General features: G+C 63.1%; 19 protein-coding genes and 2 pseudogenes. 10 read left to right on the forward strand and 11 right to left on the reverse strand.

The window, feature by feature from the left end; all coding sequences use genetic code 11:
• Positions 1–87 precede the first annotated feature (87 nt).
• Positions 88–726, forward strand: a pseudogene (locus FH041_RS23340) (PAS domain-containing protein); the annotation flags it as partial.
• A gap of 153 nt (positions 727–879) precedes the next feature.
• A pseudogene (locus FH041_RS23345) lies at positions 880–1,314 on the forward strand (methyl-accepting chemotaxis protein); the annotation flags it as partial.
• A gap of 114 nt (positions 1,315–1,428) precedes the next feature.
• Here FH041_RS23345 and FH041_RS21325 read toward each other — a convergent pair.
• Positions 1,429–1,644, reverse strand: coding sequence for a TIGR02450 family Trp-rich protein (locus tag FH041_RS21325; RefSeq protein WP_023534670.1), 216 nt, complete (start codon positions 1,642–1,644; stop codon positions 1,429–1,431).
• A 43-nt stretch (positions 1,645–1,687) separates the two neighbouring features.
• Positions 1,688–2,452 (reverse strand): sulfate transporter CysZ, encoded by a 765-nt coding sequence (cysZ, locus tag FH041_RS21330; RefSeq protein ID WP_104926518.1) that lies wholly within the window; start codon positions 2,450–2,452, stop codon positions 1,688–1,690.
• A gap of 288 nt (positions 2,453–2,740) precedes the next feature.
• Here cysZ and trxB point away from each other — a divergent pair, with 288 nt between their 5' ends.
• Positions 2,741–3,703: a thioredoxin-disulfide reductase gene (trxB, locus tag FH041_RS21335; protein ID WP_027916588.1), complete on the forward strand. Its 963-nt coding sequence runs from the start codon at positions 2,741–2,743 to the stop codon at positions 3,701–3,703.
• A 32-nt stretch (positions 3,704–3,735) separates the two neighbouring features.
• Here trxB and nadC read toward each other — a convergent pair whose 3' ends face one another.
• Positions 3,736–4,584, reverse strand: coding sequence for a carboxylating nicotinate-nucleotide diphosphorylase (nadC, locus tag FH041_RS21340; protein ID WP_028688118.1), 849 nt, complete (start codon positions 4,582–4,584; stop codon positions 3,736–3,738).
• A gap of 241 nt (positions 4,585–4,825) precedes the next feature.
• On the opposite strand from nadC, the gene FH041_RS21345 reads away from it, so the two are divergent.
• From FH041_RS21345 to ampE, 3 genes are all read left to right on the forward strand, one after another.
• Positions 4,826–6,979 carry a DUF1631 domain-containing protein gene (locus tag FH041_RS21345; protein ID WP_088523845.1) on the forward strand — a complete coding sequence of 718 codons (2,154 nt, stop codon included), beginning with the start codon at positions 4,826–4,828 and terminating at the stop codon, positions 6,977–6,979.
• A gap of 72 nt (positions 6,980–7,051) precedes the next feature.
• Positions 7,052–7,618, forward strand: coding sequence for a 1,6-anhydro-N-acetylmuramyl-L-alanine amidase AmpD (gene ampD, locus FH041_RS21350; RefSeq protein WP_104926516.1), 567 nt, complete (start codon positions 7,052–7,054; stop codon positions 7,616–7,618).
• A 3-nt stretch (positions 7,619–7,621) separates the two neighbouring features.
• Positions 7,622–8,461 carry a regulatory signaling modulator protein AmpE gene (ampE, locus tag FH041_RS21355; protein WP_027916584.1) on the forward strand — a complete coding sequence of 280 codons (840 nt, stop codon included), beginning with the start codon at positions 7,622–7,624 and terminating at the stop codon, positions 8,459–8,461.
• Between the two features lie 24 nt (positions 8,462–8,485).
• On the opposite strand, the gene FH041_RS21360 is transcribed toward ampE, so the two are convergent.
• Positions 8,486–9,274: a TatD family hydrolase gene (locus tag FH041_RS21360; protein WP_088523848.1), complete on the reverse strand. Its 789-nt coding sequence runs from the start codon at positions 9,272–9,274 to the stop codon at positions 8,486–8,488.
• A gap of 2 nt (positions 9,275–9,276) precedes the next feature.
• Entirely contained in the window at positions 9,277–10,272 is a 996-nt protein-coding gene (gene cra, locus FH041_RS21365; protein ID WP_023534675.1) for a catabolite repressor/activator, read from the reverse strand.
• A 284-nt stretch (positions 10,273–10,556) separates the two neighbouring features.
• Between cra and ptsP the strand changes: the two genes are divergently transcribed.
• The 3 genes from ptsP to FH041_RS21380 are packed head-to-tail and all read left to right on the forward strand — an operon-like array spanning position 10,557 to position 16,087.
• Positions 10,557–13,409: a phosphoenolpyruvate--protein phosphotransferase gene (gene ptsP, locus FH041_RS21370; protein ID WP_088523847.1), complete on the forward strand. Its 2,853-nt coding sequence runs from the start codon at positions 10,557–10,559 to the stop codon at positions 13,407–13,409.
• Entirely contained in the window at positions 13,410–14,357 is a 948-nt protein-coding gene (pfkB, locus tag FH041_RS21375; RefSeq protein WP_027916581.1) for a 1-phosphofructokinase, read from the forward strand.
• Entirely contained in the window at positions 14,354–16,087 is a 1,734-nt protein-coding gene (locus FH041_RS21380) for a PTS fructose-like transporter subunit IIB (RefSeq protein WP_140175045.1), read from the forward strand. Before pfkB ends, FH041_RS21380 begins: the two co-directional genes overlap by 4 nt.
• 205 nt (positions 16,088–16,292) lie before the next feature.
• Here FH041_RS21380 and FH041_RS21385 read toward each other — a convergent pair whose 3' ends face one another.
• Positions 16,293–16,517 carry a DUF3820 family protein gene (locus tag FH041_RS21385; RefSeq protein WP_128611090.1) on the reverse strand — a complete coding sequence of 75 codons (225 nt, stop codon included), beginning with the start codon at positions 16,515–16,517 and terminating at the stop codon, positions 16,293–16,295.
• Between the two features lie 191 nt (positions 16,518–16,708).
• Here FH041_RS21385 and FH041_RS21390 point away from each other — a divergent pair, with 191 nt between their 5' ends.
• Positions 16,709–17,185: a PA2169 family four-helix-bundle protein gene (locus FH041_RS21390; RefSeq protein WP_140175047.1), complete on the forward strand. Its 477-nt coding sequence runs from the start codon at positions 16,709–16,711 to the stop codon at positions 17,183–17,185.
• On the opposite strand, the gene FH041_RS21395 is transcribed toward FH041_RS21390, so the two are convergent.
• The 5 genes from FH041_RS21395 to FH041_RS21415 all read right to left on the reverse strand — a co-directional run bounded on the left by FH041_RS21395 (position 17,182) and on the right by FH041_RS21415 (position 21,964).
• Positions 17,182–18,678, reverse strand: a complete 1,497-nt coding sequence (locus tag FH041_RS21395; protein WP_140175049.1) for a diguanylate cyclase domain-containing protein — start codon at positions 18,676–18,678, stop codon at positions 17,182–17,184. The genes FH041_RS21390 and FH041_RS21395 overlap by 4 nt on opposite strands.
• Positions 18,679–18,814: 136 nt before the next feature.
• Positions 18,815–20,149, reverse strand: a complete 1,335-nt coding sequence (locus tag FH041_RS21400) for an OprD family porin (RefSeq protein ID WP_028688222.1) — start codon at positions 20,147–20,149, stop codon at positions 18,815–18,817.
• A gap of 196 nt (positions 20,150–20,345) precedes the next feature.
• Complete coding sequence (locus FH041_RS21405; protein WP_028688221.1) at positions 20,346–20,570, reverse strand: hypothetical protein; 225 nt, start codon at positions 20,568–20,570, stop codon at positions 20,346–20,348.
• Positions 20,571–20,921: 351 nt separating this feature from the next.
• The gene (locus FH041_RS21410; protein ID WP_028688220.1) at positions 20,922–21,656 is read right to left on the reverse strand and encodes a YkgJ family cysteine cluster protein; all 735 of its coding nucleotides are present in this window, start codon (positions 21,654–21,656) and stop codon (positions 20,922–20,924) included.
• Positions 21,653–21,964, reverse strand: a complete 312-nt coding sequence (locus FH041_RS21415; protein WP_049695469.1) for a hypothetical protein — start codon at positions 21,962–21,964, stop codon at positions 21,653–21,655. Before FH041_RS21415 ends, FH041_RS21410 begins: the two co-directional genes overlap by 4 nt.
• Between the last annotated feature and the right edge of the window lie 2 nt (positions 21,965–21,966).

A 21,966-nucleotide genomic window follows, 5' to 3' on the forward strand; every position in this document is an offset into this window, starting at 1 on the left:
TTCAACAACAAGCTCAAGCAAGAAATCCGGCAGTTGCGTGAAGAACTGATGATCATCGACCAGATCAAGAGCAGCCTTGACAGCGAAATGCTGGTGCTGCAACTCGATCCGGCCGGTCGGATCGAACTGGTCAATGGCAATTTCGAAACCGAGATGCTGTATAGGACCGACCAATTGCTTGGGCGCAACATCGAAGACATCGTGCCTGCCCACGTCAAGTCGCTGGATTTTCACCAGCGCATGAAAAATGCCATCAGCCGGGGCGAGCATTTCAATGGCGCGTTTCGCCTGCTGCGCGGGGACGGCCAGGAAGCCTGGCTGCGTACGATCCTGCAACCTGTGAAGGGTAGCGACGGGCGCATCAAGTATTTCACCCTGCATTCGAGCGACCTGACCCGCACCATCGTCACCTCCCGCGAGCACGAGAGCCTGATCAAGGCGTTGATGCGCTCGACGGCGGTCATCGAGTTCGACCTCGATGGCATGATCCTGACCGCCAACGAACGCTTCCTGTCGGCAGTGGGGTACCGGCTGGATCAAATCCGTGGCAAGCACCACCGTATGTTCTGCGAACCTGCCGAGGTCAATGCACCGGGCTACCAGGCATTCTGGGACAAGCTTCGTCGCGGTGAATACATTGCCGAGCGCTTTCGGCGGATCGATGCTCACGGCCGGGTAATCTGGCTGGAAGCGTCCTACAACCCGATCTTCAACGCCCACGATGAGCTCTACAAAGTGGTCAAGTTCGCCACGGTCATCACCGATCAGGTGAACCAGGAGCAAGCAGTGGCCCAGGCGGCGGACGTTGCCTACAACACCTCGCGGGAAACGGACACCAGCGCCCGCCGGGCCACCGAGGTGGTCGGGCAGAGCGTCAGCGTCATGCGCGGGCTGGAAGCCTCGATGCTTCAGGCTGCCGAAGGCATCCAGGCGCTGGACACCCAGTCGCGGGTCATTGGTTCGATCATCAAGACCATCAGCGATATCGCCGGGCAGACCAACCTGCTGGCGCTCAACGCCGCCATCGAAGCCGCCCGCGCTGGCGAGCAGGGGCGGGGCTTTGCGGTGGTGGCCGATGAGGTGCGTCAGCTGGCCTCGCGCACCAGTACAGCTACCGAGGAAATAGCCCGTGTGGTGCAGCAAAACGAGCAGTTGGCCCAGGCTGCGGTGTCGATCATCGACACCAGCAAGCGTCAGGCCGAAGAAGGCCGCGCGCTGGCGGACCAGACCGGAAGCGTGATCGAGGAAATCCAGGAAGGGGCCAGGCGGGTGGTGGATGTGGTGGGGCAGTTCTCCAGCCGCCTGGGGCAGTGATGCTGGGCAGTTTTGCAGGCCAGTGGTGACCCTGAACCAAGCGACACGCAGCCGTCTGCTTGGACAAGTACGGGGTCAGCCGCTGCCTGAAAGGCACGCGGCCGGTTCACGCGCTCATCGCCAACCCATCGCCCACACCTGGGCGTCGCGCAGCACCCGCCAATCCAGCCACTCGCTGCGCCCACTGTGCACCGCCTGCAGTTCCACGCGCAGCAGCACGCCCGCTTCGTCATGCTCCAGGTCGGTGACCAGGAAGTGCTTTTCACGGTTTACCGGCTGCGTTGCGGTCCATTTCGACAGCTTGAGTTTGGCGGGGCTGAAGCGGTTCATGGTCTGCTCCTGTAGATGGGGTAGGGTTACGCCTGGGGCAGGCTCAGGCCCGATGCGCAGGGGTGTTCACGACACGTGTATTGCCGTTCTCGCGCACCCAGAACAACGTCGCCCCCGCTACCGCCGCCGGCATCATCACCACGTTCACCCCCGGGATCAGCAACGCCAGGTAGGTCACCCCGCCAAAGCCCAGGGACTGCCAGCGCTTCTCCCGCAGCCAGGCGAGCATGTCTTGCCAGCTCATCTTGTTGTTGTCGGCCGGGTAGTCGATGTACTGGATGGCCATCATCCATACGCCGAAAACCAGCCAAAGCGGCGCGGCGACCACGTTGACCACCGGGATCAACGACAGGATGAACAAGGCGGTGGCGCGTGGCAGGAAGTAGCCGAGCTTGCGCATTTCGCGGCCCAGTGTGCGGGGGATCATCGCCAGCAGCTCTGCCCAGCTGAAGGCCGGGAAATGATCGTCGCCGCGCACCACAACTTCCACCTTTTCAGCCAAGAAGCCATTGAACGGCGCCGCGATGATGTTGGCCACCAGGGTGAAGGTGAAGAACACCATCAACACCAGCAGCACCACGAACAAGGGCCAGAGGATGTAGGTCAGGAAGCTCAGCCAGCTTGGCAGCGTTGGCACCAGCGCGTCCAGCCACTGGCTGAACTGGTGGCCGGCAAAATAGATGAGACCACCGAACAGCAGCAGGTTGATGGTCAGCGGCAGCAGCACGAACAAGCGCAGGCCAGGGCTCAGGATCAGCTTCAGGCCTTCGCGCAGGTACTGCGGCCCGGAAAGAACGGGGGCTTGCATGTATCACTCCGCAGAAAAGGTAGTCGGCAGACATTACCGAGTTTCGGGGTGATGCGGAAGCTGCGCCATCTGGGTGAAACCGGCGGTAACAAAAGCCAAGGTTCGACCCTGCCAACGCAAAGACGCACATAGACGATGGCTATGAGGTGGATTGTCTAAGGATATTTCCTTACTCTTTGCCACCTCGCTACAGTGCGCTCATATTTCAGCGTCACAGGCCTGCCCGTGGTGCAGGCCCTACTTCATTTGCACAGCTGGCCCTTACAGCCCGCTCGACAGGAGTTCGACATGTCCGAAGCACGTCATTCGCGCGTTATCATTCTGGGCTCCGGCCCTGCCGGTTACAGCGCAGCGGTCTACGCGGCCCGTGCCAACCTCAAGCCGCTGCTGATCACTGGCATGCAGGCCGGTGGCCAGTTGACCACCACCACCGAAGTCGACAACTGGCCGGGCGACCCGCACGGCCTGACCGGCCCTGCACTGATGCAACGCATGCAGGAACACGCCGAGCGTTTCGAAACTGAAATCGTCTTCGACCACATCAACGCCGTAGACCTGGCCAACAAGCCGTTCACGTTGACCGGCGACAGCGGCACCTACACCTGTGACGCCCTGATCGTGGCCACTGGTGCCAGCGCTCGTTACCTGGGCCTGCCGTCGGAAGAAGCGTTCATGGGCAAGGGTGTATCGGCCTGCGCCACCTGCGATGGCTTCTTCTACCGCAATAAGCCGGTCGCGGTGGTTGGCGGCGGCAACACGGCCGTTGAAGAGGCGCTGTACCTGGCCAACATCGCCAGCAAGGTAACCCTGGTGCACCGCCGCGATACCTTCCGCGCCGAGAAGATCCTGATCGACAAGCTGCATGCCCGCGTTGCCGAAGGCAAGATCGAGCTCAAGCTGAACGCTACCCTGGATGAAGTCCTGGGCGACAACATGGGCGTGACCGGCGCGCGCTTGAAGAACAACGATGGCAGCAGCGACGAGATCAAGGTAGACGGCGTGTTCATCGCCATCGGCCACACACCGAATACCTCGCTGTTCGAAGGCCAGCTGACCCTCAAGGACGGCTACCTGGTGGTCAGCGGCGGCCGTGAAGGCAACGCCACTGCCACCAACGTCGCGGGCGTATTCGCCGCAGGTGACGTGGCCGACCATGTCTACCGTCAGGCCATCACCTCGGCCGGTGCGGGCTGCATGGCTGCGCTGGACGTCGAGCGCTACCTGGACGGCCTGGCCAACGCCTCGTTCTGATCCTTCGATCGGGGCCGCCTGGCGGCCCCGTGTTACAAGCTAAGGCGCATCGACAGGTCGACCGCTCGCACATCCTTGGTCATCGAACCTATCGAGATGTAATCCACACCGGTTTCGGCAATGGCCCGCAGGGTCGTTTCGCTGACGCCGCCGCTGGCCTCCAGCTTCGCCTTGCCGGCTGTGATGCCGACGGCTTGCTTCATCTCATCGAGCGTCAGCTCATCGAGCATGATGATGTCGGCGCCAGCGCTCAGCGCCTGATGCAATTCCTCCAGGCTTTCCACCTCGATTTCCACCGGCTTGCCGGGGGCGATGCGGTGGGCGGCGTGTACCGCTTCAGCGACGCCACCACAGGCTGCAATATGGTTTTCCTTGATCAGGAAAGCGTCATACAGGCCTATGCGGTGGTTGTAGCAGCCGCCACAGGTCACTGCGTATTTTTGCGCCAGGCGCAAGCCAGGCAAAGTCTTGCGGGTGTCCAGCAACCGTACCTGCGTGCCTTCGACCAGATCCGCCAATGTGCGCGCACGCGTGGCAACCCCGGACAGCATCTGCAGGAAATTGAGCGCACTGCGCTCGCCGCTGAGCAGCGCCCGCGCCGGACCTTCCAGATGAAACAGCGGCTGGTTGGGCTGGGCGCGATCGCCGTCGACCACCTGCCAGTGCACGGCTACGCGTGGGTCGAGTTGACGAAACACCGCATCGACCCAAGCCGTACCGGCTACCACACACCCTTCGCGAGTAATGATCGTTGCCTTGGCCAGCCGCTCGGCCGGGATGAGCTGGGCGGTGATGTCGCCGCTACCGATGTCCTCCAGCAACGCGCGGCGCACGTTGGCTTCGATTTCGGCGGTGAGGTCGGCAAGGCGTAGGTTAGGCATGGTTGGCTCCACAAGCGAGATGCCCGCGATTATAGGGCAGGGCGCAGGTGTGTACAGCCGGTGGTCGGTTGCCATGACGCAGCGGGTTGAGCAATCACTGCCTATTCAGGGTCAAGACTTACCAAGGGAAACGTATCTGGCAGTAAAAGGAATTATTCCTGATAATGCTGTCTGATATTTGGCGTCATGCTATTGGCGAAATCGGCCGTGTCTGGGCCCGACACCCTGCAAGGAGTACAGGATGCACAAAGAGGGCAAGGTAGTGCCCTTGGCGGCGGCTGAACATGGACGGCGCACGCCCCCTTCGAGTCTGCCCATTGCGCTGCTGCAGGTGCGCGATCAGGCCGCCTTGCAGCTGCGTCAGGGTTTGCAGGCGCTGTTCGACAATGCCGACGATACGCTGTTCGAAATGGCGGACAAGGCCGCTGACCGGTTCGCTCAGCACCTGTATTTCGAAGCCATGCGCGACTTGCGGCTCAAACGCAAGAGCATCGAGCGGCTGTTTCTCGATACCGTCCATGAAGCCTTCGCGCGCTTGGTCGAGCCTGAGCCTGAACGTGCCCCGGCAACCATCGTTCACGCCTTGTCTTCTACCCCCGGTCAGTCCGAGCGCGCAGCAGCGGTGGAAGCGATGGTTGCCAGAGTGAAGGCCCGTGATGGCGTCGCCTTGCAGCAGTTGGGTCTGCGCCTGCAGACGCTGCTCGAACGTCATGTGCCTGAGCAGTGCAACCCCCTGAACCCTATTGCCCTGTGCCGCTGCTTTCTCGAAGCCGGGCAAAGCCTGGGTGTAGGGCCGCGCGTAAAGCTGGTGCTGCTCAAGCTGTTCGAACGGTACGTGCTGTGCGACGCGCAAGTCATCTATGGCGAAGCCAACAGGGTACTGATTGCGGCAGGTGTGCTGGGGCAGTTGCCACCGACGCCTTGCCGACGAGCTGGAGACAGTTGCTTGCTGGCGGAGCCGGACGAGCGTTCCTATCATGAGCCTGAAGCGGCCGACGATACCGCAGGCGAGGCCTTGTTCGCCTCCCTGCAGCCGCTTCTGCGAGCGACACGTGGGGTGTTGGCGCCTCGCCTGGGTGCACCGGCCGGCGCCCAGCAGGTCAGCAGGGCCGATCTGCTGCGGTTGCTTTCACACCTGCAGCACTATGTGCCGGAGCCCGGCGCGGCTGATGACTTCGTCCTTGGCCAGCAACTGGAGCAGTTGCTGCTGACCATCAGCGTGCGTAGCGGTACCCGCCGCTTCATTGGCGGTGACGACGAAGACATGATCAACCTGATCGAGCAGGTGTTCAGGTTCATTGCAAGTGATGACAATCTGCCCATTTGCCTGCGAGCAGTGCTGGCGCGCCTGCAGATCCCGCTGCTCAAGGTGGCGCTGCTGGACAGGGGGCTGCTCAGCCGCGCCAGCCATCCCGCCCGACGGCTGCTCAACGAATTGGCGGCGGCGGGGCTCGGCTGCGACCCGGGCGAGCAAGGGCAGGGTGATGCCTTGCAACTGCGCGCAGAACATGTGGTTCAGCGCTTGCTCATCGATTTTGCCGAAGACTCGCGTCTGTTCGGTGAGCTGCTCGAGGACTTTCTCGGGCAGACCCAGCATGAACGGCGGCGTACCGAGCTGTTCGAGCAGCGCACTCGGGACGCCGAAGAAGGGCGGGCCAATGCCTCGCTCGCCAGGCGACAGGTGCAACAGGTGCTCAGCCAGCGTCTGCGCGGACGTGTGTGGCCGCAGGCAGTGGTACAGATGCTGAGCAACAACTGGAGCCAGGTCATGATGCTGGCCTGGCTCAGGCACGGAGAAACCTCTCTGGGCTGGCGCAATGCTCTGCAGACCCTTGATACGTTGCTGGCCAGTGTGATGCCATCGCTTGCGCCGCAGGTCCTGATGCATCAGGTACCGCCGTTGCTCAAGTCACTGCGCGATGGGCTGGCCAGTGTTGGCACCGATTCGCTGGTGACCCGTGAATTTTTCCGCAAACTCCAACAACTGCACCTACGTGCTTATGCAGGTGACGCCGAGATAGACGAGGACGACATCCTGGTTACCCAGGACATCCTGGTGACGTTGGCCGAAGAGGCAGACGGGCCTGGGCTGCAACCGGCCGGTGAGCAGGGCAAGGTCTCGCAGAAGGTGCAACGCTTGCGCATGGGCACCTGGATTGAAGTGTCCGATGACGGTGGCATCCAGCGCTGCAAGTTAGTGGCTCGCCTGGACAGCTGCGACAAGCTCGTCTTTGCCAATCGCAGCGGCATGAAAGTGCGGGAGTGGAGTGGCGCCGGCCTTGACCAGGCCCTGGAAGCCGGCACTGTCCGCGTACTGGATGACGGCCCTTTATTCGAGCGCGCCCTGGAAGCGGTCATAGAGACTTTACGCAGGAGCGGGCAGGCCGCCTTGTGACGATTACCGTGTCAACGACAGCGGCGGCAGGGCATACTGACGCTCTGTGCAGCACTTTTCAGGACAGGCCCCATGCAATTGGACCGTGCCACTGGCTGGTTCCACGGAGACGGAATCACCCACTGCCCCTCACCGAATTTCAATGTTCGCCCGCAAGGTGAGCACATTTCTCTGCTGGTGCTTCACAACATCAGCTTGCCGCCGGCCAACTTCGGCGGCGGTTACGTCCAGGCGTTCTTCCAGAACCGACTCGATCCGAACGCTCACCCCTATTTCGCCACCATCGAGCACCTGAAGGTATCTGCGCACCTGTTCATCGAGCGTGGAGGCGCGGTGACCCAGTTCGTCTCGTTGCACGACCGCGCCTGGCATGCGGGCGTCTCCTGTTTCGACGGCCGTGAGGGATGCAACGACTTCTCGATCGGCATCGAGCTCGAGGGCACTGACCACATACCCTATACCGAGGCGCAGTACCTGACCCTCGACCGCTTGACGCGTCACATCCGTAAGGCCTGGCCGGCCATTACCCCCGAGCGTATTCAAGGGCACAGCGACATCGCCCCCCAGCGCAAGACCGACCCCGGCCCTGCCTTCGACTGGGAGCGGTACCGCCAGGCGTTACAGCGCAATGAGGGCTGAAGTATGAGTTTTCTGGTATTGATCCTGGTGCTGTGGTTCGAGAAGTTTTCGGGCTTGCGCCATCTGGTCCAGCGTGACGGTTTCTTCCTTGGCGAACTGGCGCGCCTTGAGCGCAGAGGTGGGCTGCCTGCAGGGTGGGTGCTGGCCGCTGTGGTGCTGGCGCCGGTGGTGGTGCTGTCACTGCTGTTGCATGTGCTTGAGCCCGTTGCCTACGGCCTGCTGGCCTTGCCAGTGCATCTTCTGGTGCTGGTCTATAGCCTGGGGCGTGGCGATGCCAAGGCTTCCCTCGGGCCTTTGCGTGACGCCTGGCACAGGGGCGATGAACAGGCCGCGCTGCACGTGGCCGCACGTGACCTGGGGGTCGTGGCCGATGGGCCCCGCAGCCTGCGCGAACGCCTGCAAAGCAGGCTGCTGTGGGAGGCCTATCAGGGCTTTTTCGCCGTCATCTTTTGGTACTTCCTGCTGGGCCCGGCCGTCGCGCTAGCTTACCGCCTTCTGGCGTTGTGCCAAGCGCACAGTCAGCGACCCGCACTCCAGCAACGTGCCGAGCAGCTTCGCCATCTCATGGACTGGGTGCCGGTCAGGGTGGTGGCATTGAGCTTTGCTTTGGTCGGCAACTTCGTCGCCGTTGCCCGCGAAATGTTGCACGAACTGTTGAACTGGCATATCAGCGCCGCGCACCTGGTGGCCCGCATCGGGCGCATTGCAGATGACGGCAGTCATGCCGGCACTGCCGGCGACAATGAAGGTGGGGCGCGGCGCCTGGACAGCCTGTGGGACCTGGTGCTGCGTTGTGGTGTGCTGTGGTATGCCGCTTTCGCGTTGTGGACCGTGTTGGCCTGACCACGTAGGCCGGGCCTGTGCGAGTCAGCCCAGGGCTTGCCAACCAAACAGCTCGCAGGCGTTGCGCGTGCTCGCTTCGGCCAATTGCTCGACGGGCACGCCCATCGACTCGGCCAGCGAGTGTGCGATGTCTGGCAGGTGCTCGGGGCTGTTGCGCACCCCAGGATGCATGACCGGCGCCATGTCCGGTGCGTCGGTCTCCAGCACCACGCTGTCGAGCGGTAAGCGGGTAACCGTACGGCGCAGCCGCACGGCCTGGGGCCAGGTCGCCGCGCCGCCCAGCCCAAGCCGAAAGCCTAGCTTGATGTACTCACGTGCCTCTTCGTAACTGCCGGCGAACGCATGGATGATACCCGCCCGCATCGGCCTGTAGCGCTTGAGGGCGGCAATCACCTGGGCGTGGCTGCGGCGTACGTGCAGCAGGGCCGGTAACTGGAAATCGCACGCCATTTGCAACTGTGCCTCGAACAACCGTTGCTGACGGACCTTGTCCAGTTCAGGCAGGTAGTAATCCAGTCCGAACTCGCCTACCGCACACAGACGGCTGTCGCCACGCAAGCGCTCCAACCAGGCGCGCAACTGCTCGATGTGGCCGGGTTGATGCTCTTCAAGATAGACCGGGTGCAGGCCAAGCGCCGCCGCCAGGCGCGAGTCGCTGCAGGCCAGGTCCCATACCCGCTGAAAGTTGGCCTGATGAACCCCCAGCACCACCATTCGCTCGACGCCTCGCGCGCTCGCGCGGGCCATCAGGCTCGGGCGGTCGGCGTCGAAGTCGGGGAAGTCCAGGTGCGTGTGGGTGTCGATCAGGCGCAGGTTCATGGCGCGTCGATTCGCTGCTTGAAGGTACGCGCTACCGCATGCACGCCGGGTTCATAGCGTTTGTCTTCGATTGCGGCAAGTGCCAGCTCCAGTGCCTTGGCGGCCATGTCACCGTGACGCTGGGCCATGGCATTGACCGGCAGCGGCAAGAAATCGAGCAGTTGGTTGTCGCCAAAAGTGCCCAGCTGCAACCGGCGCGATTCGATGGGCTGGGCGTGCAGCGCGTCGAACACCCCCTGCAGGAGCACGTACGAGGTGGTGATCAAGGCATCGGGCAGGTGGCCCAGCTCATCGATCAATTGCTGCATGAGCCGCTGCCCGCACTCTCGGCTGAACGCTTCGCCCTGGTAGCGGCGCACCTCACCGGCAAAGCCCTGCAGCGCATCGTCGAAACCACCGGCGCGGGCCTGGCTGACCGACAGTTCAGGGCGTGCGCCGATCAGGGCGATGCTGCTTGGCGCGGTGCTCAACAGGCTGGCCGCCAGACGACGACTGGCATCATGGTCATCGCTGATCACCGAGCAAAAATACCGGGGGTCCAGACCGCGGTCGATGGCGATGACCGGCAGGCCCTTGTCTTGTAGCTCGCGGTAGCTCTGGTCTTGCGGCGGTAGGCAGCTGGCGACGAACAAGGCATCGCAGCGGCGTGCCCGGAACAGCTGCTGCAACTGGCGTTCGCTGTCGGGCTGGTCGTCACTGCTGGCGATCAGCAACTGATAGCCCCGGGCCCGGGCGCCTTGCTCAAGGCGCTTGGCAATACGCGCATAGCTGGGGTTCTCAAGGTCCGGGAGAATGAAGCCGAGCGTACGGGTGTGCCGGCTGCGCAAACCAGCGGCCTGGGGGTTGGGCGTGAAGCCATGGGCCTGCACCACCGCCTGCACGCGCTCCACGGTGCTGTTGCTGATGCGTTGCTGTTCGGCCTTGCCATTGATGACGTAACTGGCGGTGGTGACGGACACACCGGCCAGACGGGCGATATCGCTGAGTTTCACCGAGTTTTCCTTGTTATGACCAAAGCTGGCTGTGGGCGATGACCAGGCAGTTTGACCCTGATACCCCAGCGAGCGCAGGCGACCATTGTCGCAATTGTCCGACAGGATGGGGCTTTTTCATCGGCAGATTATCGAGTAACGTGGCCGCCTGGTCAGATTAAACGTTTCAGCCTCCTGATTTTCTGCATCTGCTGCCCACTGTGCAAGGCGGTTGAACTGGCCATTTCCGTGAATTTCACAACAATACTCCAGTACCCATCCGGGAACTGCAAAGGGAGAAGGTCATGCTCGAGCTCGCCAAGGAGCAGATAGCCATGGGCCAGACGGCCCCCGACAAGGCGCACGCATTGCGCCTGCTGGCGGACCGCCTGGTCGCCGACGGACTGGTCGCCGAGGGCTACCTGCAAGGGTTGCAGGACCGCGAGGCGCAAGGTTCCACGTTCCTTGGCCAGGGCATCGCCATCCCCCACGGTACGCCGCAGACCCGCGACCTGGTGCACACCACAGGCGTGCGTCTGTTGCAGTTCCCCGAGGGTGTGGACTGGGGCGATGGGCAGATTGTGTACTTGGCCATTGGTATCGCTGCGCGCTCTGACGAGCACTTGCGCCTGCTGCAATTACTGACCCGCGCCCTGGGCGAAACCGATCTGGCCGAGGCCCTGCGCCGTGCCGGCTCGGCCGAGGCCTTGCTCAAACTGCTGCAGGGTGCACCGCAGGAGTTGGCGCTCGATGCGCAGTTGGTCGCCTTGAACCTTCCAGCCGAAGATTTCGATGAGCTGGCCTGGCGCGGTGCGCGCTTGTTGCAGCGCGCCAACTGCGTGGACAGCGGCTTTGCTGCCGTACTGCAACAGGCAGAGCCGCTGCCGCTGGGAGAGGGTTTGTGGTGGCTGCACAGCGAACGTCAGGTTCGCCAGCCAGGCCTGGCCTTCGTCACCCCGGCACAACCTGTGCGCTACCGCGATCAACCCCTGACGGGTCTGTTCTGCCTGGCCAGCCTGGGTGCTGCCCACCAGGCCTTGCTCGAACGGTTGTGCGAAGTGTTGATCGAAGGCCGTGGGCAGATGCTCTACCAGGCCACCAGCAGCCGCGCCGTGCTCGAAGTGCTCGGCGGCGAGGCGCCTGCCGACTGGCCGAGCGCGCGCATCCTGCTGGCCAACGCCCACGGCCTGCATGCTCGCCCAGCCAAGGTGCTGGCGCAGCTGGCCAAACGTTTCGAGGGCGACATTCGCGTCCGCGTGGTCGACAGCGGTCAGCCTGGCGTGTCGGTGAAAAGCCTGAGCAAGCTGTTGAGCCTTGGCGCGCGCCGCGGCCAGGAACTGGAGCTGGTGGCCGAGCCTGCTATCGCCGCCGATGCCCTGCCTGCGTTGCTGGCAGCCATCGAGCAGGGGTTGGGTGAGGAGGTGGAAGCGCTGCCGCTTGTTGCAGAGGCCCCTGCGCAGCCAGCAGTCGAAACGGCGAAGGCGCCGGCGGCCGGCAGCCGCGTGCAGGGTGTGGGCGCTGCCCCAGGTATCGCATGCGGCCCTGCCCACGTCGTGACCGAACGCACGTTCGACTATCCGCTGCGCGGCGAGTCGTACGATCAGGAACGACACAAACTGACCCAGGCCGTGGCTACCGTCAGTGCCGACCTTCAGGTGCTGGTGCAGCGCAGCGACGCGGCCATCGGCGAGATTTTCGTCACCCATCAGGAAATGCTGGCCGACCCGGCCCTGACCGACGACGTCGAGCAGCGCCTGGCCCAAGGGGAAAGTGCCGCCGCCGCGTGGATGGCGGTGATCGAATCAGCGGCCAGCCAGCAAGAAGCGCTGCACGACGCGTTGCTGGCCGAACGGGCCGCTGACCTGCGCGATGTGGGTCGCCGCGTATTGGCCCAGCTGTGCGGCGTCCAGACGCAGAGCGAGCCTGACCAACCTTACGTGCTGGTGATGAGCGAGGTTGGACCCTCCGATGTCGCCAGGCTCGACCCGGCGCGGGTTGCCGGTATTGTTACAGCCCAGGGTGGCGCCACCGCGCACAGCGCCATCGTCGCCCGGGCGCTGGGTATTCCTGCCGTAGTCGGAGCAGGCCCCGGCGTGCTGCTGCTCGAGAATGGCACACCGCTGCTGCTCGACGGCCAACGCGGTGTGGTCAACGTCGCGCCGCCAGCCGAAGAGCTGCAGCGTGCCCTGGCCGAGCGTGACGTGCGCGAGCAGCGTCTGCAAGCCGCCTGGGCCAACCGTTTCGACCCGGCAGTGACCCGTGATGGCCATGCCATTGAGGTCTTCGCCAACATCGGTGAAAGCAGCGGTATCGACAAGGTGGTGGAGCAGGGGGCCGAAGGCGTCGGCCTGTTGCGCACCGAACTGATTTTCATGGCCCACTCTCAGGCGCCGGATGTGGCCACCCAAGAAGCCGAGTACCGCCGCGTGCTCGATGGCCTGGACGGGCGCCCGCTGGTGGTGCGAACCCTGGACGTAGGCGGCGACAAACCGCTGCCGTACTGGCCGATCGCCGCAGAAGAGAACCCGTTCCTCGGCGTGCGCGGCGTGCGTCTGACCCTGCAGCGCCCGCAGGTGATGGAAGACCAACTGCGGGCCCTGCTGCGCGCCGCCGATCAACGCCCTTTGCGCATCATGTTCCCCATGGTCGGGCAGATGCACGAGTGGCGCGAGGCCCGTGCGATGGTCGAGCGCCTGCGCACGGAAATACCCGTGGCAGACCTGCAGGTGGGCATCATGGTCGAGGTGCCCTCGGCAGCCCTGCTGGCGCCGCAACTGGCGCGCGAGGTGGACTTCTTCAGCATCGGCACCAATGACCTGACCCAATACACCCTGGCCATCGACCGTGGCCACCCCAGCCTGTCCGCCCAGGCCGATGGGCTGCACCCTGCGGTCCTCAGCCTGATCGACATGACGGTGCGCGCCGCCCACGCCCATGGCAAGTGGGTGGGAGTGTGCGGCGAACTGGCGGCTGACCCGCAGGCCGTCGCGGTGCTGCTGGGGCTTGAAGTGGACGAGCTGAGCGTGGCATCGCGCAGCGTTGCCGAAGTCAAGGCCCTGGTGCGCCAGGCCGATTCCCGTACAGCCCGCGCCTTGGCGCGTGAGGCCTTGCAACAAGACAGCGCCGCCGCGGTTCGCGCGCTGGTGGAGCGTTATTGAATGGCCAAGATCCTGACCCTGACCCTTAACCCCGCCGTGGACATCACCATCGGGCTCGACAGCCTGCGCCCCGGTCACGTCAACCGCAGCCAGGCCCAGCACAGTCACGCGGCTGGCAAGGGCCTGAACGTCGCCCAGGTGCTGGCCGACCTGGGCCATAGCGTGACCGTCAGTGGCTTTCTCGGGCAGGACAACCTGCCGGCGTTCGAAGCGCTGATCGACTGGCGCGGCTTCTGCGATTGCTTCGTGCGCGTGCCTGGGGAAACCCGCAGCAACCTCAAGCTGGTCGAGGCCGATGGCCGCGTCACCGACATCAACGGTTTGGGCCCGGAAGTGGACGCGGCCGCTTGCGATGCCTTGCTGCGCCTGTTGCGCCAGCACGCGCCGGGGCACGATGCCGTGGTCGTTGCTGGCAGCCTGCCACGCGGGATCAGCCCTCAATGGTTTGGTGACTTGCTCGATGAACTCAAGGCGATGGGTTTGAAAGTGGCGCTCGACACCAGCGGCCAGGCGCTGCGCGTCGGTCTGCAAAGCCTGCCATGGCTGGTCAAGCCCAATACCGAAGAATTGGGCGAAGCCCTGGGCACGCCCGTGGACGATGTCGGCCAACAGCGACTGGCTGCCCGCCAGCTACTGGACGAGGGCGTCGAGCATGTGGTGGTGTCGGCCGGCGAGCACGGGGTGCGCTGGTTCGCCCGGAACTTCACCCTGGTGGCGGTACCGCCCAAGGTGAACGTGGCCAGCACGGTCGGTGCCGGGGACTCTCTCGTGGCCGGCATGGTCCACGGGCTGTTGCAGGGTGAGGCCGCGTCGCGCACCTTGGCCCGCGCCACCGCCATCGCCGCACAGGCCGTCACCCAGGTGGGTTTCGGCATCAATGACCATGACCAGTTGGCCCGCCTGCAAGCCGCCGTGAGCCTGACAGAACAACAAGAGGGTTGCCAATGAACATTGTCATTCTCACCGCCTGCCCCAATGGCCAGGTATCGAGCCTACTCAGCGCTCGCCTGCTGGCGGCTGCGGCCCAGCGCCGTGGCTGGACCACTCAGGTCGAGGTGCAGGATGCCGAGCATCCCGAACGACAGCTCGACGCAGCACAGATCGCTGCCGCCGACTGGGTGCTGGTGGTCAGCACCGGCCCGGTGGACCTGAGCCGTTTTGTCGGCAAGCGTGTGTACCAGAGCACGCCGTCCCAGGCATTGGCTGACCGCGAAGGCTTTCTCGACGAAGCAGCCGCCAATGCGCAGCCGCTGACGGCCGTAGCACCGGATGTCGCTACCCGCGATGAAGTGCGCATCGTTGCAGTCACTGCGTGCCCGACTGGCGTCGCCCACACCTTCATGGCGGCCGAAGCCCTGCAACAGGCCGCGCAGCAGATGGGCTACCAGCTCACCGTTGAAACCCAAGGCTCGGTCGGGGCACGCAACCCGCTTTCGGCCGAAGCCATCGCAGCGGCCGACGTGGTGCTGCTGGCCGCTGACATCGAGGTGCCCGCCGCGCGCTTTGCGGGCAAGCGCATCTACCGCTGCGGTACTGGCATTGCGCTCAAGCAGGCCCGCGCCACCCTGGACAAGGCGCTGGCCGAAGCCAAGGTGGAGGAGGGTGGGGCTGCTTCGGCCAGCGCCGCCGCCAGCAAGGGCGAAAAGACCGGCGTCTACAAGCACCTGCTGACCGGTGTCTCGTTCATGCTGCCCATGGTCGTGGCCGGGGGGCTGCTGATCGCCTTGTCGTTCGTGTTCGGCATCGAAGCTTACAAGGAAGCGGGGACGCTACCGGCTGCGCTGATGCAGATCGGCGGCGAAGCGGCGTTCAAACTGATGGTGCCACTGCTGGCAGGCTATATCGCCTGGTCCATCGCTGATCGGCCAGGGTTGGCCCCAGGCATGATCGGCGGTCTGCTGGCCAGCACCCTGGGCGCCGGCTTCATTGGCGGCATCGTGGCAGGCTTTCTGGCCGGCTACAGCGCCAAGGCCATTGCCCGCTGGGCGAAGCTGCCCACCAGCCTGGAGGCGCTCAAACCGATCCTGATCATTCCTTTGCTGGCGAGCCTGTTCACCGGGCTGGTGATGATCTACGTGGTGGGGCAGCCCGTGGCGGCCATGCTTGAAGGCCTTACGCGGTTTCTCGACAGCATGGGCACCACCAACGCGATCCTGCTGGGGCTGCTGCTCGGTGGCATGATGTGCATCGACCTCGGCGGGCCGATCAACAAGGCCGCCTATGCGTTCTCGGTAGGGTTGCTGGCCTCTTCGAGCTATGCCCCGATGGCGGCCACCATGGCCGCTGGCATGGTGCCGCCGATCGGCCTGGGCCTTGCCACGTTCCTGGCCAGGCGCAAATTCGCCCAGAGCGAGCGGGAGGCAGGCAAGGCAGCGTTGGCGCTGGGGCTGTGCTTCATTTCTGAAGGGGCCATTCCATTCGCCGCCAAGGACCCGCTTCGAGTAATCCCGGCGAGCCTGGCAGGGGGCGCGCTGACCGGAGCGTTGTCCATGTACTTTGGTTGCAAGCTCATGGCGCCACACGGTGGCCTGTTCGTTCTGCTGATCCCGAACGCCATCAACCATGCCGCGTTGTACCTGTTGGCGATTGTCGCAGGCAGCTTGCTGACGGCGGTGGTGTATGCGCTGATCAAGAAGAATGAAGACGTCGAGTTGATGGTGGCGCCGGCCAAGGGGTAGGGTTGCTCAGCGGCAAGCCTTCTCGGCTACGGATGCCGTTCATCGGGCTTGCTGGCTTGCCCATGAAGTGCAAGGCGGTCCGATGAATACGTCAACTTCGACATTACGCGATCACTGTGGGCACGGCCTTGCCAGGGCGCTCCTACAGGGAGCGGCGTCAGCGCTACACCGTGCCGTCCCGTGAGGGCGCGGTCGGCCAACCCGCTCAACAGCCATGCTTGCGCCGCAACGGCGCCAGCAGGTCAACCAGGCCGTTATGATCGACCTCATGCATCAACGCCAGCAACTCCCCTAGCTCTCCTGTAGGAAAGCCCTTGCGCGCAAACCACGCCAGGTAATCGCCCGGCAGGTCGGCAATGATCCTGCCTTGGTATTTGCCGAACGGCATGCTGTGGGTCACCAGCAGCTCGAGACGTTCCGGGTTGAACATTTTCGTACTCGTCATAAAGACGCCCACCATACTGCAAACTGCACGACCCACCTAGGCGGATCATGCAGAACGCGATGCATGGCAATTTGCCTTTATCTCTTAAGCTGCTGATTTAAAATACTTTATTTTTTTTGGAAAGCTGGCACGAAGGCTGCTCCTGTCTACTTATCAACCCTCAAGGAGTTTGAGTCATGAGCGATACCAATAAAGACGTGATCGATATTCTCAACGACCTGATCGAATACAGCAAAGATGGCCAGAAAGGCTTTCTGAAATCGGCAGAAGACGTTAAGAGTCCCATGCTCAAAGACTTCCTGACCAAGCGCGCCGGTGGTTGCAGCGAAGCTGTTAAGGAGCTTCAGGACGAGGTCCGTAAATTGGGCGGTGACCCGGAGACATCCACCAGCTTCACCGGTGACCTGCACCGTGCCTGGATCGAACTTAAGACAGCCTTCACCAGCCATGATGACGAGGCGGTGATGAACGAGACCGAGCGTGGCCAGGACTATGCCCTGAAGGCGTACCGTCAAGCCCGTGAAAAGCTCGTCAAGCTCAACGTCCCTGCCGCAGCAAGCAGCCTGGACCTGGTCGATCGTCAGCTCCAAGGCGTGCAGCAAAATCATGATGAAGTAAAGGCGCTGCGTGACAAGGTCCGCGCTCATTCCTAAGTGACCGGGCCTTCTACCCGGTTGCGGCCGTTGGCCTTGGCCCGGTAGAGCGCTTCATCCGCCCCATCCAGCATGGCTGCAAGGTCTTGCTGGGTGTGTGCGTTGAGGCTGCCAATACCGATGCTCACCGTGACCGGTTGGGTATCGTTACCAAAAGGTGCGAGTCGTGCGACGCTGCGGCATATTCGTTCCGCCAGCATCCGTGCCCCTTCCACGTCGGTTTCCGGCAGTACCACCTGAAATTCCTCCCCGCCATACCGGGCGGCCAGATCGGCCGGCCGACGGATACAGGCCTCGATGGCCTTGGCCACTTCGCGCAGTACATGGTCACCGCCCGCATGGCCGTGGCGCTGATTGAACGCCTTGAAATGATCCACATCCACCATCAGCACCGTCAGTGGTTGGCGCGTACGCTGTGCACGTGCCCATTCAAGGCGCAGCACTTGGTCCAGGTGCCGGCGGTTGGCCAGGCCGGTCAGGCTGTCGGTCGCGGCCAAGGTCGCCAGGCGCTGTTCAGCCTGGAAACGGCGACGCAGCTCGCGACTGAGCAGCCAGGTCAACCAGATGATGCCCGCACACAGCAGCCCGGTGGCAACGCTGACCAGCAGTGCCGTACGGCGCCAGGACGCGAACACCTCGTCGGTGGCATGCACCACCAGCACGATCAGCGGCAAGTCGCCCACGCGGGCAAAGGTATACATGCGCTCGCCGTCATCCCCGGCGGAGGCCGCGACGAAGCTGCCACTCTGCTGCCCGAGTATTCGCTGGAAATTGGGTTTGCCGGCATGCTGGCTACCGACCGATGGATCGGAGGGGCCCATGGGCTGGCGGGCCAGAAGCTGGCCTTCGACGTTGAGCAGGTTCACGCTGCTGTTGGCGCCGATATCCAGGCGTTTGAACAGATCGGTAACGTAGCCAAGGCGCAGCGCGCCAGCCGCGATGCCTGCGAAATCACCGTTCGGGTCGGTGATGCGCCGGCTGAAACTGATGCACCAGTCCAGGTCGCCCAATCGGGCCTTGAACGGCGGCCCCACCAGCAGGGTGGTGTTGGGGTTGTGCAAATGGGTCTGGAACACGCCTGTGTCCCGGAAGTTGGCCTTGCGCGGTACGCTGCTGGTCGAATCGCCTACCACGTCACCGTTGCTGTTCAGCCACAGTACATCCCCACGCTTGCGGTCGGCGAAGGTGTCATCGAACAGCAGCCGCTGGCGCAGGGGGCCGGGTACGGAGGGCAGCTCCTTGCGGCCTACCGCCCAGATCAGCCTTTGCAGGGCCTGATCGTAAAGCTCGACATTGCGCAAAATGTCACTTTCGATCAATTGCACGATGTTGTTGGCCGAGCGTACGGCCGATTGCTCCACGCTTTCACGCTCGCGCATCAGCAAGTAGCTGACGATGGCCACGATGGCGAACACGGCCAGGCAACTGCCCAGCACGAGAGCAAGTTCGGGGTGCGACCGGGAGGGGGGGAGGCGTAACGGTGAGGTAGGCATGGTCGCGACTGCTGGGGGCCATTTGCGGCGGCGACATTCTAGGCAAGTGAAGATTGTCGGACAAGTTCGTCCGACGGAATTACCGTGCGGCAGGGGTTCCCCTGCCGCGCTGATCAGCCAGTGATTGCAGTGACTGTCAGAACACGTTCAAGGGATAGTCGACAATCACGCGCATCTCGTCGTTGTTGCTGTTGCCGTCAATCGAGGCGTAGCCCTGGCCGCCGCGGTGCGTGGCATACCGTACCAGTACCGAGAGGTCTTTGAGGTCGCCTTCCTGGAACACGTACTTGATGTCCAGGTCGCGTTCCCAGTGCTGGGCATCCTTGCCATCGGCCCGGTAGTAATCGTAGTGGCTGTTGCCCTGGGCGGCCTTGGTCAGGTCGGCCTTGCCCCGCGAGTAAGACAGCGATGCGCTCAAGCCGGGCAAGTCGAGGCCGGCGAAGTCGTACCCGTACTGAAGTTTCCAGGACCGCTCGTTCGGCGCGTTGAAGTCCGAATACATGCGCGAGTTGTCCAGGTAGACGCTGTCACCGAGGTTGATGTAGTCGAACGGGGTATCGCCGTTGACCCGCTGATAGGCGGCCGTCACGGTATGGGCGCCCGCATTGAGTGTCAGGTGAAGGCTGTAGGTATTGTTGTCGATGCTGCCCAGCAAGGCCCGGCCTGTGTCTTGCGTGTGATAAAAGTGGGCGCCAGGGTTGAGGCTGACCTGCTCGTTGACCACGTAGGTGTAGTCGAAGTCGGCGTAGTACTGGTTCCAGATATCCTTCAGTTCGGCCGCATACACGCTGGTAGTGATGTTGGGTGTACCGCTCCAGGCTGCGCCCGCCCAGCTCAGGTGCTTGCTCTTGCCGCGCTCATCCAGCGAGCCATAGTAGGTATCGATACGGCGGTGGCCGCTTTGGTTGTAGGGCTTGGTGAAACTGACCTTGCCACCCTCAAGCAGCAGCCCCTCGACGCTGGTGTTGATCAGGCTGATACCCCGGAACGTTTGCGGCAGCATGCGGGTTTCGCCACCGGCGATCACGGGGTTGGTCAAGAACAGGTCGCCGGCCTTGAACTCGGTGTCCAGCGCCTTGAGCTTGAGCGCCGCGCCTGCTGTGGAAAACGAATGCGGGGCAGCGCCCAGTTCGCCGTCGCCTTTCACATGTGTAGGCAGAATGCTGGTGCCTGCATGACCACCGCCACCGTCCAGCTTAACCCCCAGCATGGCGTGCGCGTCGAGACCGAAACCGACGATGCCTGGCGTGTAACCGGATTCGAAGCGCGCCACTGCCCCTTGACCCCATTCCCGCGTATCGCGTGCACCCTGATTGTGGGAGTCGCGGTTGAAATAAGCATTGCGCAGGTGCAGGTTCAACGATGAACCCGCTACAAAACCTTCGGCATTGTCATCGGTGGCCTGGGCCGTGACGGGAATACTTGCACTGAGCGCAATGAAAAGCGGGGTGAAGCGAAACGCGAAAGACACCGGTATTGACTCCTTGATCGGTAGGCGGGGCAGTGCTTGTTGTAGGAGATGGTCATGCTTGCTGCATGACGAATCTGCCAGGGGAAAACCCAGCGCATACGAAAAAAAGCCGCTGATAGGGCAGCGGCTTTTTAGAGGCTAACATATTGAAACAGATGAATCCCATGGCGGATGTTGAACGCGCCGAGGCGTAGGCTCAGCTGTCGGCGTCGGTATCGACAACCGCTTTGGACGCTGTCTGCTGCGAGGCTTTGACCGTCTCGGCATGCTGGGCGGCCACTGTTTCGCGGGCGTCCTGATGGGCCGCTGCGAACTCGGCGTTGCGGGCCACGAATGCGGGCGACTCTTCGGCCATGGCCAGGGGGGACAACAACAGGGACGACAGGACGAACACGCTGGCAATACCCATACTGTTGGACATTTCTAACTACCTTCTTGCGGTGCAAGTGCTAATGAGGACAGGGGTAAAGTTAGTCGTGTGAAGGCAGTTTAAACAGAGCGAAGTTGGATAAGCACTGTTGCGTAAAAGGTAAGTATCGGGGCTGGAATGGCGCAGATTGTCGTTGAAATGCCCGGTTTAGAGCCTTGTAGCGTGACGAAAGACAAGGCGCTCAGTGGGCGGTGTGAACACACCCTGTGAAAGGATCACCGAACCTTGTGAGTCGCGAAGCTGCGTGGCACGGCCACTGCGTAGGCCACTACAGCCGCAGCGGCGCCCCTGACCGGGTAAAACGGGCTGACGGTGTTCAAGCCAACATCACCCGTCCTGCCCCTAGAACCCGATAAAGGCGTAATAAACCGGTGGCTGGTCAGTCACCTGCACCCCAAGTGCCTGTAACTGGGCCTGCAATACAGCGTCTTCGACATGCAGAGCCCAAGACCCCCCTGTGTCCTGAGGATGCTCTGCAAGGGCTGTGGCAAATGCCTGCATGTCAGGCAGGTAGGCCGTGAAGCCGTTGCCCTTGAGCGCGCTGGTGGTCATGCCCAGTGCTTGGCAGACCGCCACCTTGGCCGCAATGTCTTCCCTGTCTGCCTGCCGAGAGGCCTGCACCAGCGCCTGCAACTCGGCATCGACCAGCTGTGTGCCGTGAATCAGCTCAGGCCCCTGTTGCCAGGCCTCGGGTGGGCAATCCTTGCTCTCGGGCCGCAAGGGAATGTGCGGGTTGATTTCAACCGGATAGATCCTGCACACCAGTGGGCGCTGGTCGTAAATGGCGCACAGGTCGTTGTCGTCCAGGTAGCGGCAACGGCCAGGGTTGAAGGCCGCGAAGGTCACCGACACCCGAACCTGGCCGTCGGCACTGGGCACGGCATGAGAGCGCAACAGCACATGTTCGCGTTGCTCAGGGGGCATGCCAGGGCCGTCCACCACGAATGCCTCTATCAGCACTATCACCTGCCCGCCGTCACGGGCCCAGCGCTGCGACTCGGCCAGGGTCAGGGGCACATGGTGGCCGCTGCAGCACTTGCCGCAGCCGGTGCAGGCGAAACGCAGGCTATCGCTCACTTGGTTTGCGGGCTCCATTCACTCACATACGCCCGCTGTTGCTTGCGGTCATACAGGCACAACTCGGTACCGGTTCGCTGCTTCATGTGCTTTTGCGGGTACAGGCCTTCGACCAGCAGGGCGCTCATGCCGGTCTGGTCGTCGAATTCGGCGGGCTTGCTACGGGCATGGGCGTTCTTGAACTGGCTGGCAGCCAGGCAGGCCTTGAGCATTTGCTGGCGGTGCTCGTTCCAGGCCTGGCTGCTGGAAGCCTGGACGAGGCCGCTGAACAGGGCGCAACTGATCAGGATGAGGCTGATACGTTTCATGC

This window comes from Pseudomonas sp. SWI7, from assembly GCF_006351945.1.
GTDB classification, from domain to species: domain Bacteria; phylum Pseudomonadota; class Gammaproteobacteria; order Pseudomonadales; family Pseudomonadaceae; genus Aquipseudomonas; species Aquipseudomonas fulva.

Excerpts from the sequence above, each read along its gene's own strand:
- trxB (WP_027916588.1), top strand. The coding sequence starts at position 2,741 with ATGTCCGAAGCACGTCATTCGCGCGTTATCATTCTGGGCTCCGGCCCT.
- cysZ (WP_104926518.1), bottom strand. The coding sequence starts at position 2,452 with ATGCAAGCCCCCGTTCTTTCCGGGCCGCAGTACCTGCGCGAAGGCCTG.
- pfkB (WP_027916581.1), top strand. The coding sequence starts at position 13,410 with ATGGCCAAGATCCTGACCCTGACCCTTAACCCCGCCGTGGACATCACC.
- FH041_RS21385 (WP_128611090.1), bottom strand. The coding sequence starts at position 16,517 with ATGTTCAACCCGGAACGTCTCGAGCTGCTGGTGACCCACAGCATGCCG.
- FH041_RS21405 (WP_028688221.1), bottom strand. The coding sequence starts at position 20,570 with ATGTCCAACAGTATGGGTATTGCCAGCGTGTTCGTCCTGTCGTCCCTG.
- ampD (WP_104926516.1), top strand. The coding sequence starts at position 7,052 with ATGCAATTGGACCGTGCCACTGGCTGGTTCCACGGAGACGGAATCACC.
- FH041_RS21345 (WP_088523845.1), top strand. The coding sequence starts at position 4,826 with ATGCACAAAGAGGGCAAGGTAGTGCCCTTGGCGGCGGCTGAACATGGA.
- ptsP (WP_088523847.1), top strand. The coding sequence starts at position 10,557 with ATGCTCGAGCTCGCCAAGGAGCAGATAGCCATGGGCCAGACGGCCCCC.
- FH041_RS21415 (WP_049695469.1), bottom strand. The coding sequence starts at position 21,964 with ATGAAACGTATCAGCCTCATCCTGATCAGTTGCGCCCTGTTCAGCGGC.
- ampE (WP_027916584.1), top strand. The coding sequence starts at position 7,622 with ATGAGTTTTCTGGTATTGATCCTGGTGCTGTGGTTCGAGAAGTTTTCG.
- FH041_RS21390 (WP_140175047.1), top strand. The coding sequence starts at position 16,709 with ATGAGCGATACCAATAAAGACGTGATCGATATTCTCAACGACCTGATC.
- FH041_RS21395 (WP_140175049.1), bottom strand. The coding sequence starts at position 18,678 with ATGCCTACCTCACCGTTACGCCTCCCCCCCTCCCGGTCGCACCCCGAA.
- FH041_RS21325 (WP_023534670.1), bottom strand. The coding sequence starts at position 1,644 with ATGAACCGCTTCAGCCCCGCCAAACTCAAGCTGTCGAAATGGACCGCA.
- nadC (WP_028688118.1), bottom strand. The coding sequence starts at position 4,584 with ATGCCTAACCTACGCCTTGCCGACCTCACCGCCGAAATCGAAGCCAAC.
- FH041_RS21380 (WP_140175045.1), top strand. The coding sequence starts at position 14,354 with ATGAACATTGTCATTCTCACCGCCTGCCCCAATGGCCAGGTATCGAGC.